Source organism: Trichodesmium erythraeum IMS101, from assembly GCF_000014265.1.
Lineage (GTDB): Bacteria > Cyanobacteriota > Cyanobacteriia > Cyanobacteriales > Microcoleaceae > Trichodesmium > Trichodesmium erythraeum.
Genome location: NC_008312.1, coordinates 2372398 through 2385162 on the forward strand (window position 1 = coordinate 2372398; position 12765 = coordinate 2385162).

Consider the following 12765-nt stretch of genomic DNA (forward strand, 5'->3'; position numbering starts at 1 on the left):
AGTTAAAAATTACATTCAACCCTTATATAAGAATTATTAGATTTTTATTTTTTTATAAAAAGTTGCATATTTATCTTACCCAATAAGAGTAATAATAGACATTTTTTGCAGTTAAAAAATGTCAAAGTACCGATGAGTAGTTAGACATATATATAGCCTATTATATGTAAGTCCGGAAAGAGTTATTACAGTAGATTTGCTTAACAATAATAAAAACTTAATTATATACTTAAAAATTGTTGAAAAAGCTAAATTTACTTTGATTAATAAACCATGAAATCCGCTGTAAATAGTTATATTTGTGTTAATAAAATCAATATCAATATAATTTTAATGACCAAATCACTTTGCCATAAAAGTGTGAATTTTATAAATTAAATTGACACATATACATGAAATAGTCGTTTGATACTTATATTTATTTTCAATTATTTGAAATATTTTTAGTGTAAATCAAGTTACTTAAAAAAAATTATATAGCACTAATTTTTAATAAAACTCTAGAGATTATCTTTGATTTTTTTCAGTTTAACATTATCTTCAGTTATATAAATATTTAATCTTTTTTTAATAAATCAATTATTATTATAAAGTTAAGAAATTAAAAATAATAACCACATAGATATAGAAGTTAATTAGGATTGAATAGTGTAAACTTAATTTTCAAGTGGTGAAGAAATATATGGAACTATTGCAAGAACAAATTTTTGCTTTGACTAAAAAAGTTGAAGTAATATATAGAATTATTGAACAACTCAATGACAAGGTATCAAATTACATAATTATTGAGAAAGTAAATAAATATCAAACTACAGAAACTGATTCTAATCTGCAACAAGGCAATGAACTTCAAGAAAAATATGACTATTTTAACCCAGAATTAGAACATAAGGATGTCCTAGTAGATGATAATTATTTGAATAAGAGTAGTCAAAATATTGATGGAGAATTAACATCAAATATTCAAATTCAACGGTTAACAGCTCAGTTAACAGCAGCTTATAATCGAATTGCTTCCTTAGAAGAACAATTACTATCAAAAAAAATTAAATTTTAGAGATTACATATATAGCATTTTCAGGCGTTGGTGAATCAAGCTATGAATTAAGATCTGATTTTAAATATCATTTTGATTATATAGTCTAAAATTATGCAATGTCCTGAATGTAATCTCATCATATCTGCAACTAAGGAATCAGTTGAAAAGGAAAACAAAACTATTTAATGAGACTTGATATAACCCTGAGGATTAAAATATAGAGTAAAATATAAACATCATCACAAAATTATTTACCTATTCTAATTCTCTAGCATCTTTAGAAAGCAAATAATTCAGCTTCTATAGATATGTAATTAATTTTGTGTACTTTCTTAAGTACTTAAAGAAATTATTTACCTATTCTAATTCTCTGGGTTCTTTAGAAAACAAAGAATTGAGCTTTTATAAATTGTGTAATTAATTTTATGCACCTGCTGAGTAGGTTATAATATTGTATAGTAATAATATTCATATCAAACCACAACCCTTATGGTGTAGAATCATTAGATGAAATCTTCAGATTAAAAAACTGCAACAAAAAACTCTTACCCAACCGCTATATAGCTATACATTTAGGACGCCGACATTGACATTGGTAAATCCTGTTTTTGATAATTCATTTGGGTATGGAAAACCCACTTCTTTGATATCTTTTGACTTCTCACCTTGGGTTTTTAACCTATTTTTTCCTAAAGTTCCCCGAGCTCCCCTGGAACCCCACCTTTTTTTTGAGAGAAAGAAACAGCCCTAGGGTAAGGGAGGTTAACTTTTGACTTACGTGTAAAACTATGTTGCTAATTTTTTATTCAAGAAATATAAAAGACGCAAACAAATCTTCAACAGCTTTCAGTAATTGAGTTTGATTCCAATTTCTATATAAATGAGCAGTGATCGCGCAGCCTCCACAGCCAACTCCTTCCTTAACATATCCCCTTTCATAAGCTTGTAGTTGAGGATAACAAGACTCATCAAAATGAAGTTGTGTTGCCATTAAAGGTACACAACCAATCTCTTGTGCTAACCCAACGGTGTCTCCCGTGGGATCTTCAGCAACCCAACGAGTTGTTCCCACCACAATATTCTCAGGTCTCCAAAGTAAAGATAACTTTTCTGCCAATACTTGCATTAAAGCATAAACAGCCAGCATTTGCGTTCCACCAGCTAACATTACCCCCACCTTGAGACTTGCTGCCATTCCCATTCCTGCTACTACTATTTGCATCGGGTCTCCAACTGCAGCGACTAGTTTTAGAGGTTCTGACACTGGAAGCGCCGAATGAAAGCCAGCCTCCTGTAAACCCTGATGTACTACAGCCAATTTTTGATCATGATTACATTGAGGATGACTGCTATTTACTTTACCAATAGCGCCAATACCCAAACCTAATAAAACTGCTAAAGCGGTAGTTGTTCCTCCAACTACACATTCTCCTAAAATCACATAGCTATCTTTTGCTTCATCAGCTAACTTCCGACCCCAATAACTACCTACTTCTAGTAAATGTTGAATTGTTGCCAGATCTAAAGCATGACCAGAAGTTAAACAACGAGCAGGAGCGCCTCCCAAATCAATTGTTGGAACAGTTGGTTTATGGTATAAGCCAGCATTAAATAAATAAAGAGGAATATTGAGAGTATCAATAATTGCTTTTGTGATTAAGACTGGGGAAGCACCAGCCTCAAGGGGAGGTAATGGATATTGGGGTTGTAGTTGTAGACCGTTATATAAAAATTCTATATCTGCTAAACAAGTATATTGGCGGTCTTGTGGCGTTGCTCCTGCTGCCGAAATTCCTGGAATTAGACCTGTATCTGTAAATCCTAAAATACAACCAAAAATTGGTTTGTAGCCTTGATACCTTTGGAGCCAATTTTTTCCCTGTTGTCTCTGGGTATAAACACGAATCATGATTGGATAATGGGTGATAGTTCAATTGATAAAGAAAGTAATAAGTCAGGAAAAAGGAAGGGTTTAAGCTAGGAAATTATTGACAGCACTTTTGAGGATAGTCAGGTAAAGTTTCAAACTCACTTTATATTCCGTGTTTTCTATTTCCTATTTTTTAACTAATCATAATCCAGCAATTTTTTTATCCATTTAGGAGGTCTAGGAATAGAGTTTCCGATCCTATCTAGTAATAATAAAGCTACTAAATGTACAACGGATAAGTAGATAACATTGTTTATAAAAATCAGGATTAAAGCTATCAGTTGAACTAATAGTAAATTGGGTTGATTTAATAATCCTAATTTGACAAATACCCATTCTACTAATTCTGTAGCTTGTGTAATTAAGTAGATCCAAAGGTCTTGCCCTAACAAAATTGAAAGTAACCAAAATCTAAAAAAGAAACCTATAGAGCCAAGTAGAGAACCATAAGTAATAGAAACGAACCAACTTTTGCCTCGCCTCCATAATGCTCCCAACATTACTCCCATCAAAGCAAAAGGAATTACAAATAAGATGCTGCGAGTTGGCCCCATTAGTATAGATAACAGTAATCCCGATACTATTGCGCCCATCCAAGATGCACGGCTCCCCCAGCGCAAGTAAAGTAAAGCAGTGGGTATGGGGAAAAAAATCTTTAATAAAGGCCCTACTGGAAAATAATAGTTGATAAACCAAATCAAGCTGGCGGTACTGGCCAGAAAAGCTGTTTCTACTAGAATTAAAGGTTGATCTTCTCTGCTGCTTGATGGTTGTTTTTGATCTGAAGTTGTTTTCACTGATTTGGTTTTGGGTTTTGGCTTTTAACTTTTAAACAAGTGTACGTTCTAAAGCGTGGAGGTCAGGAATACATAAAATATCGCGCTCGCGTTTAATTAATGACTTTTTCTCCAACTTACTTAAGACTCTAGTTACTGTTTCTCTGGCCAAACCACTTAAACTACTTAGCTCTCTATGAGGCAAATTAGGAATTTCTATTCCTTGTTGGGAAGGTGTACCTTGGCCTTCTGCTAGAAAGAGCAAAATATCTGTTACCCTTGCCTGAGCATCTGCTTCTCGTAATCTAAGTCGTCGATTTACTTGTCGTAAACGTCTGGCCATTAATTGAGCTAATCGGATTCCTGCTATGGGTTCAGTATTAATGAGATAAGCAAAGTCCTGAGCTGGCATATTAGCAATTAAAGTAGGAGCTAGAGTAATTACATCAGTAGAGCGTGGTATTTCATCTAAAGCTGCCATCTCTCCGAATAATTCTCCTTTGCCTAAAATATTTAGTGTTACTTCTTTACCATCTAAATTATAGGTGCGAATCTTTACCCACCCATCTAAAATAAAGTATACTGAAGATCCCCAATCATTTTCCAGTAAGATTACTTGATTCCCTGGATGTTGACGGCTGACCAAGTGAATCACTGCTTTTTTTAATGCCTTTTCTGGTAAGCTCTCAAAAAATGGTGTGGACAGTATTAGTTGTTTTATATTTGACTGGGGGTTGTGACTGTACCTATCTTCCATGAAGTTATCTGTTCTACTAATTAGGGCAGGGGATTTAGACTAGAGGTAAATTATAAATTAATAATGAAAGCCAATATATTTTTTATTAATAAAATTACCTAACTTTAATAATTTGAAAGTCTATAGACTATAGTGCCACGGTTAACTGGGGAAATCATCACTAAAAAAGAGAAAAGTTTAAAAATGTATAAATGTCCATACTCTATTTGCTTTGTTCTATAATAAAAATAAATAATTGTAGTTCTTGACTTTGATCATGACTGTCTATGATGAGCAAGATTGGGCAATTCTATAAGCTAAATAAAGCTGTTGAATATATGATATTATAATTTTTTAGGGTAACTTTGGCTATAAATGATATATGTGGTAATGATTGCTGATATTTAATGATAAATATTTTGCTTATTAAGGAATAATATTTGAGCTATAAATACTGCATTAATATTGCCTTGTTTTCACCATCATCTAAATATTTTAACTATAGATAAAATAAAAGGATGGAATTACTCTGATAAAGTTTATTTAAATATTGTATATCCACTAGGGAAAAGAAAGAAAAAAATTTACTTAGATTATACTTTTATAAGTTCTATGATTCCTAATAATTGGTGATTAAAGGGGTAGTAATTTTGAAAAAGCAGAGTAACCGAATTCAATCAATAATCTTTGAGATAGATGAGGTACTAAGTCAATCTAGTACCGAAAGTTATTGTCAAACTATTGAAGAAACACTGAAAAAATCTCAACATATACTACAGGAAACTCTAGACTATCTGAGTGAAGACCCAGATAATAGCTCCAATTTACAGCTACCCTCTATTGACACAGATTTAGCTTCAGAAGACACTACTGACTTTCAGATTAAACAACATCTAATAGAAAAGTTTTTTGCCCCTATTAACGAATATATACAGGAAGATTTCACCATACTTAAAAAACAACGGCAAGCTCTGCAAGAAGAAATTAGGGGACTTGAAAAGCAAATAGAGGAAAATTCTTCTCTAGCTCAACAATACGCTAAACAAGAGCAAATTATTTTTGAGTTTTCTCAAGTTTTACTTGGCCAGATACAAGAAATTTTGGTTGAACATTTGTTTTGCCTAGCAACTCAATATTTATCTCCTGCTGAAGGTGGTTTATCCTCTAAAAAATATATTTCCCTACAGAATATGAAGGATATGGAAACCTCTGAAGTGATAAAAATTTTCGAGGATAAACTAGAGGAAAGTTCTAAATATAATCACTCATTGATTGATGATTCAAATAATTATAATAGTGAGCAAAAAAAGCAAACTCAAGAAAATAATACAGAAGCAAATATGAATGATAAAAATTATCAAAATAAAAAGCTATCCCCTCAAATAGATAGGTCAAATCAACCAATAGATAAATTCCCATTGCCTTATCCAGGTTATGAGTTTTTTGGAAATGTAGAGATGGAATCAAAAACAACAGAAACAGAAAAAAAAAAGCATCAATTAGAAAAATTAAATAGTCAAGCATTTTCTCTAGAAGATAAGTCTAAGATTAACGAAAAGCAAGATTTAGAAACTATTAAAACTCATCAATATCCAAATGAAATTTATGCTGGACTAAAACCTCCTAGTTTTGATGATAATGATATAGAAAATCAAAACTATCAAAATCAATCTTTAACAATAAAAGATGAAGTACCAATAGTCCCAGAATTGAAATTAGATGCCTCAGAAAATAGAGACAATTTAGACAATCCTGAAGTCCTAGAATCTCTGAGCAACTTATTTGGAAAGCTAGAAGTCGATAAAGAATCAAATAACAAATTAATTACTACTACAAAAAATCAACGAAATTTCAAAATTTCCACAGCTCAATTAGAAGAAGATACATATACTCAAGAATCTCTAAGACAAAGTCTATTACCTGTAGAAGAACCTGATAAAAAACCTAAGGAATTTTTATTAGATAATCAAACTCTACAATGTTTGCGTTCTGATTTAGATAGTTTAGAAGAAATTGATGGAAATGAATTAATAGATGATCAGGAGCAAACTAAATTACAATTAGAAGAATATCAGAATGGAGATTTAACAGAAAATACTCCCGGGTTTTCTGAGGATAGTTTGGTTATGACTTCAGAAGCAGAATTTACTAATTTAGAGGATTTGTTCATAAGTGTTGATGAGCAAAAAAAATCCAGAACGAGTCAACAAGAAAATATTTATGGTTCAGCAGAAAATACAACAAATAAAGTAACTCTAGAAGATTTTTTGGATGACTCAAGATTAGAAATAGATGAAAAAATAACGGAAACAGATAATCAGGAATTTTCTCCTCTAGAAACTTTACTTCAAGAGAAAAAAAATTCAGAAAAAAAAATTTGAGTTCATTAGAAATGGAAGCTGATATAACACTAGATCAGGCAACTTTACCATGGTATTTAGGAATTGATTTTGGTACTACTAGTATTTCCGCAGCGTTATTTAATAGGAAAAGTGGGGAAGTTTATCCTATTTATTGGGAGCTTGTAGATGTTAAACCAGAATTGAATATTCCTGAAATTAATCTAGAATTTACTGTCTCTACAAAAAAAGTTAAAACTGATTTTAGCTCGACTCAAAAAATATATAGGCTACCATCAATTGTTTATATAGCTCAACATCTGGAAATATCTGACAATGATCGAGAGGGAAATATAGAACAAAAATGTTTATTGTTACAAAGTTTTAAGCAGAGTTTAAAAGCTACTATTCCTTACGTTGTAGTTCAATTTAAAAAACAAAAATTACAGAATAAACTAGAAGAACCTTTTCAAATTTCTCCTAATTTTTATGCTTCAACTGCTCATGAACCTGTTTTACAGTGGTCTGAAAAACACCAAGTTCCTCTTAGTTTAGTTAAGCAAGGGTTAGTAACTTTATTAGCTACCCTTCAACCTCAAGGTAATATCCAAAGTTCTATTTCTCTAATTGAGAAGGATACTCAAACAATAGTTATGACTAATGATTATGTTTGTGGTGCAGTGGGATTGAATTATGAAGCTTTTGTCTCAGCTTTAGCACAATTAAGGTCTGTAGTTATGGGTTATCCGGCAAGTTGGCCAGAAGCTTATCGCTTTAATCTTCGGGAAGCAGTTTTAGAAGCAGGTTTGGTGAAAAATGTTACTCAGATAGTTTTGATTGAGGATGCGATCGCTACAGGTTTATCAGAGTTCATTTCAGCAGAAAAAGATACGAACAATTTCACTACCTCAGGATACAGAAGGGGTGTAATTTTAATTGTGAATGTGGGGGCAACTACGACAGAATTCACTTTGATGAGTTTACCAGAAAGTGGGCAAAATTTAACCTACTCTAATTTTCATTGTCATAGTTTTGCTTATGGGGGTCATGCTTTAGACCAAGATATTATTTGTCAATTGTTATTACAAGATGACAATGTGGAGAGTTTAGGGAAGAGTCAAGAAAAATCTGGTCGGTTATGGCCACGTCCAGGTTATCCAGATTTGTCAATTAGGTATCAACTACGGCAGTGGTTACAAACTTCGCCTTATAGGCAAGAATTATTAGTAACAGCTCATAATTTAAAGTTAATTCTGCCATGGGAAAAAGAGTTCACTGTAAATATAGGCGATCGCATAAAGTACTTACAAGAAACAGACTTGGAAAATAAGGTATTGGAACCTTTTGTTAAGCAATTAAATCAAGAGTTAAATAGTTTTTTAATTAAGGTGGGAATATCTCCTGTGGGAATTAACCGGGCTGTTTGTACTGGAGGTGGTGGTTGTTGGGCGACGGTTGCTCGTTGGTTACGTCAAAAATTGCCTAACGCAATTATTGTACAAGATGTAAAAGCTGAGTCTAAAAATTTAGATTTAGGGCAAAAAAATCACCAGGGGGGGAATAATTATTTATCTCAGGCAGAAAATATTAAGTTAGCTATTGGTCGAGTTGCTTATGGTTTAGCTATCTTACCTCTCTATCCACAACTTCTAGATATACCTGAGCAACAATACAATGATTATTTTCTACTTTGGGAGATATTGGAAGTTTTCTCATATTATCCTTTATCTATGAAAGAAGTTTTTCAGTTATTAGAAAAACGCGGCATAAATACTCGTGTTTGCCAAGAAAAAGTTCAGGCTATTTTAGATGGGAAATTACCTCCTGGTTTAATCCCTTCTGAGGAAGATTTAATGCTATTAAGTGAAGTTTCTCGACAAAATTTTTACTATCAAAGTTTAAAGGCAAATCCTCTTTTTGATCAAAAAATTGATAGTAGTAAATATGAGTTAAATTATGAACAAGCTGAATATGTAAGAGAATACTTAAATAAGATAGTAACCAGCAATAAGCAAAAGTTTAAGGAACCTTTTCTCAGGGGGCTTTAGTGAAACTTATTTTTTAAATTTAAATATAGCCTCAACCCACTCTATGAGAGGTTAATAGGATTATATTTAATGTTAACCAACTCAAAAAATAGTAAAGACATCCCTGTAGGAAAAGCATCCATTGCTTCATAGGACCTAAGTCGATCTTCAGTTTGATGCTGTAGAATTTGAGACTCTTGCCTAGATGTAAAATTGAATAATTTCACACCAGACAAAATCAAGCAATGAACTGGGAAGGGAATTTTGCAAATGTCATCATAGAAAAACTTCCCTAAGTTTTATAGCTTGTGGGATGGAGCGTGTGGAATTTTTGAAATAGATTTGCTCTTCATTATCAGAAAAAGTATTGATCAAGAACAGCCACGAAACTCCTAAGTTGGTTATCTTTGTCTTGCTAGTTTTTTTAATACCATTTATTCTGTGGCTGCGCGCTGTACTATTTTACTTGCTAGTGAGTACATTAACTCTAACTTATTTCAGCAGCAAAATAACGAGTCGACTAATTTGACCACATTCACAAAGAATAAATAACTAGGGTATTCAAAACCCTATAGATTAGTAAATTGTCAACTCAGTTATTCCTCCCTACTCCCTAACTAGTACAATTAGAACTATCAAAATCAAACTCATACCGATATAATTTAGGCTTATTACTACTATCAAATGACTCCTTGCTTACAGCATCTAAAGCAGCGTTATCTAATATTGGAAAACCGCTTTCTATGAGCAACTTCGGTCCTTTACTAATACTACCATCTGGATCAACCAAAACCCCCACCAGAGCTTTACCTTCCAATTTTTGCTCACAAGCAGCTTCTGGATAAATATCAGGAATAGCTTTCGCGTGAGTCGAAATTTCCTTACCTACTCCTAATTCTATTGCCCAATTCGCATAAGCAAGTGCAGCATCTACAGATGTTTCCCTTGACTGCGACTCCTCATTAACGGTAGCATTTGTTAGCTTTTTTTGCCGTAGTTTTTGCAACAATGAACCCTTAAATTCTGGTTGCGGTTGTAGAAGTGGGGAAGCATCAGTAACCTTTTGTTGCTGTAGTTGTTCAAAATTGTTTGAGGGTAAATCTTTTTTAGGTTCTTCTGCTTTTTCTGGAGTTGGAGATGGTTTAGGAGTAAGAGCAACAGGTTCAGACTTTGGGGCTTTACTAAGTTTTGGGGTAGCAACAACCTTTTCTTTTTGTGTTTCCTGTACTATTTCTTTTATAGTCTTTCCTTCCCGTAATTGTGTAACTATTGGTGCTTCTCGCAATCTATTTTTTTTGGTCGGGTCTGGAGGTAAAGGTGTTTTTAGTGGTTGAACGTTATTGGTATCATCTTCTTCTTTATTATTCATTGCATTTTGATTTTTAACTTTATCTTGTTGATTTTTAACTTTATCTTGATAACGTTGTGGAGGCTTTTGTAAACCGTCTAAGTATGATTTCTTAGTTGAGTTTTCACCTACAGAAGTTCCATTGACAGAAGTTCCATTTGTGGGATCTATTTCTAGAGTTGGACGACGAGATAAACCTGATTCATAAACGTCGTCTGTCAACTTTAAATTTTGTCTAATTTGATATTCATTTATTTGATTTTGTTCTGGAATTTGTGGTGGTTTAGGTTTAGGTTGAAATGTCGGTATAAGTGGAGGAATTGTATTAGGTGGTGTGGGTTGATATCTTGGAGCTATTGGTAATGGTGCTATACTTGGTATGGGTGAATTGTAGGAAAATTCTGATGGCAGTGAGTTTTTAGGCAGCCTAGAAACAGAAGGAGTCGAAACAGAGGGAAGAGGAGAGGATAAATTAGTAGGGTCTAGGGGTGGTAATTCTGGTAAGTTGTAGTCTGAGGGGTCTAATGGTATTGTTGGCAATTCTGAAGATGGAGGTTCGGCAACAAATGGTACTTCACTTGGAGTTGGTGGTGCAACAGGGGAAAAGTTCTCTGGTACGGGCATTTCAGAGAATGTAATTTCTGGTTCTTCTGGTTGGGGAAGACGCTCGAGTTGTTCTGGTGTTAATTCAACAAATCCTACTGTTGGTGGTAATTTAGCTTTCTTGGAGAATAGGGATAGTTTTGGTAAGTTAACCCCTAAAACAGTATGGATAATTACAGAAGTCAAGAGTGCTATCCATATTGGTTGACGGAGGCTGTTTATTACATAGGATTTTTCGATAGGCTGATCTAGCTCTAGGGAAGAAAAGTTGGACATTTGTAGGAAACTCCTCTGTTGATAAATAAAATGGGTGTAGTTTAAGGTAAAAGCAATAATATCTTTATAAATAAGTTATGTTATTTTTGTGGTTAGAGATTGATTTTGACAACAGTTTTTAGGTGGCAAACATAAAAAAATGATAACCTGTTCTAGGACTTGGTATACAACGCTCTAATTTTTATGGTCTATTAATCATGAAAAGCCTTGTCCACTCAAATTATTGATTATGATGATATGAATAAGTATAGCACTACAAAAAATAGTTCAGACATTGATAATATTAAAATCCTTTACAGCTAGTTGTTTGTGAAGTATTCCAAAAGTAAAATACTTAAAATTATAATAGTTTATTTTGAGCAAATATGATATATTTACAAGACTTAGGTAAAATCTTAAATCCTACAGCGTCTTTAGGGGTGTTTCGTTTTCACAGCAGAGTATTGTTCTTCTGCATAAGTCCTGATTTATCTGAATAGGTAGGATAAAGATTTACGTTTTGACAAAAAATTTGGAAAAGAACCATACAGGCAAATTATTAACTGGTTTTGAGCACTTTGAATTTACATTGCTATTCTAGGAATAATTAAACCTACCGACTTACGAATATATGTAATAAATGTTTCTCTTATTGAACTTATGACAAAATTTTATATTTGGAAAGGAAATCGTTGTACTTATGAATTATATCCGCAAAAAGAGGATGTTACTACTAGGGCATCTTTGCTATTAATACATCCAGTTGGTGTTGGTTTATCTAAATATTTTTGGCATAGATTTTGTTCTCTATGGCAGTCAGAAAATTTACCAAATTCTATTTATAATCCAGATTTATTAGGGTGTGGTGAAAGTTATATGCCATCAGTGGCATATTACCCTGTAGACTGGGCTGAACAATTACAATATTTTTTAGAGACAATTGTGCAAAAACCAGTAATTTTAGTTGTGCAAGGTGCTTTATTTCCTGTTGCTATATCTCTAGTCAAACTACAACAAAAATCAAGTTTAATTTCTGGTTTAATTTTATCTGGACCCCCTCCACTTGAGTTGATGCAAAAGGCTGGTTCACCCATCCAAAAAAAATTAATATGGAATCTTTTTAATTCCCCAGTTGGTAATGCATTTTATGGTTATGCACGCAGGAGAAAATTTTTAGAATCTTTTTCAAAAAAACAACTATTTGCTAATGCAAATAAAGTTGATAAAGAATGGTTAGATACTTTAGAAAAAGGGGCAAAAAATCCCCAAAGTAAATATGCAGTTTTTTCTTTTTTAGCAGGTTTTTGGAGACAGGATTTTAGTCAGGCGATCTCTGAAATTAATCAGCCTACTTTAGTATTAGTAGGGAGTCAAGCATCAACTATTAGTAAAACAGATACAATTGAAACTCCAGAACAAAGAATAAACACTTATTTAAAATATTTGCCTCAAGCAAAAGGTAATCAAATATCAGGGCGAAATGTCTTGCCTTATGAGTCAACGGCAGAATTTGTTAAAGCTGTCAGTGAGTTTTTATTAACAATTAATTAGCTATCAGTTTTGAGTATTTCTCTACCAAGATGCTACCCATTCATTCTTCCCCAGGGTTTCATATTGGCGACAGCCGAAAACCTAAACAGCCAGACTCCGATGGAGGAAATATGTTAACAGCTTTTAGCAGTTGTGGATGATACCTTTTTTTTTCAGGAAAA

The 12765-nt window shown here is 32.9% G+C and carries 9 protein-coding genes; 4 read left to right on the forward strand and 5 right to left on the reverse strand.

The window, feature by feature from the left end:
• The first annotated feature begins 682 nt into the window (after positions 1-682).
• A complete protein-coding gene (locus TERY_RS07190) occupies positions 683-1057 on the forward strand; it encodes a hypothetical protein (RefSeq protein WP_011611210.1) in 375 nt (124 codons plus the stop codon).
• 784 nt (positions 1058-1841) lie between these two features.
• Here the strand turns inward: TERY_RS07190 and cobT are convergent.
• The 3 genes from cobT to TERY_RS07205 all read right to left on the reverse strand — a co-directional run bounded on the left by cobT (position 1842) and on the right by TERY_RS07205 (position 4502).
• Positions 1842-2948: a nicotinate mononucleotide-dependent phosphoribosyltransferase CobT gene (gene cobT, locus TERY_RS07195; RefSeq protein WP_011611211.1), complete on the reverse strand. Its 1107-nt coding sequence runs from the start codon at positions 2946-2948 to the stop codon at positions 1842-1844.
• Positions 2949-3106: 158 nt separating this feature from the next.
• Positions 3107-3766 carry a DUF2232 domain-containing protein gene (locus TERY_RS07200; protein WP_011611212.1) on the reverse strand — a complete coding sequence of 220 codons (660 nt, stop codon included), beginning with the start codon at positions 3764-3766 and terminating at the stop codon, positions 3107-3109.
• A 31-nt stretch (positions 3767-3797) separates the two neighbouring features.
• On the reverse strand, positions 3798-4502 hold the full coding sequence (locus TERY_RS07205; RefSeq protein ID WP_011611213.1) for a cyclic nucleotide-binding domain-containing protein: 705 nt from the start codon (positions 4500-4502) through the stop codon (positions 3798-3800).
• Between the two features lie 608 nt (positions 4503-5110).
• Between TERY_RS07205 and TERY_RS07210 the strand changes: the two genes are divergently transcribed.
• Complete coding sequence (locus tag TERY_RS07210; RefSeq protein ID WP_044136545.1) at positions 5111-6862, forward strand: hypothetical protein; 1752 nt, start codon at positions 5111-5113, stop codon at positions 6860-6862.
• Complete coding sequence (locus TERY_RS07215; RefSeq protein WP_044136548.1) at positions 6859-8868, forward strand: hypothetical protein; 2010 nt, start codon at positions 6859-6861, stop codon at positions 8866-8868. Before TERY_RS07210 ends, TERY_RS07215 begins: the two co-directional genes overlap by 4 nt.
• Before the next feature lie 41 nt (positions 8869-8909).
• On the opposite strand, the gene TERY_RS34740 is transcribed toward TERY_RS07215, so the two are convergent.
• Positions 8910-9074: a hypothetical protein gene (locus TERY_RS34740; protein ID WP_196797239.1), complete on the reverse strand. Its 165-nt coding sequence runs from the start codon at positions 9072-9074 to the stop codon at positions 8910-8912.
• Between the two features lie 386 nt (positions 9075-9460).
• Complete coding sequence (locus TERY_RS07225) at positions 9461-11074, reverse strand: TonB family protein (RefSeq protein ID WP_011611216.1); 1614 nt, start codon at positions 11072-11074, stop codon at positions 9461-9463.
• Between the two features lie 639 nt (positions 11075-11713).
• On the opposite strand from TERY_RS07225, the gene TERY_RS07230 reads away from it, so the two are divergent.
• Positions 11714-12604: an alpha/beta fold hydrolase gene (locus TERY_RS07230; RefSeq protein ID WP_011611217.1), complete on the forward strand. Its 891-nt coding sequence runs from the start codon at positions 11714-11716 to the stop codon at positions 12602-12604.
• The last annotated feature ends 161 nt before the right edge of the window (positions 12605-12765 follow it).

Excerpts from the sequence above, each read along its gene's own strand:
- TERY_RS07190 (WP_011611210.1), top strand. The coding sequence starts at position 683 with ATGGAACTATTGCAAGAACAAATTTTTGCTTTGACTAAAAAAGTTGAA.
- cobT (WP_011611211.1), bottom strand. The coding sequence starts at position 2,948 with ATGATTCGTGTTTATACCCAGAGACAACAGGGAAAAAATTGGCTCCAA.
- TERY_RS07225 (WP_011611216.1), bottom strand. The coding sequence starts at position 11,074 with ATGTCCAACTTTTCTTCCCTAGAGCTAGATCAGCCTATCGAAAAATCC.
- TERY_RS07205 (WP_011611213.1), bottom strand. The coding sequence starts at position 4,502 with ATGGAAGATAGGTACAGTCACAACCCCCAGTCAAATATAAAACAACTA.
- TERY_RS07230 (WP_011611217.1), top strand. The coding sequence starts at position 11,714 with ATGACAAAATTTTATATTTGGAAAGGAAATCGTTGTACTTATGAATTA.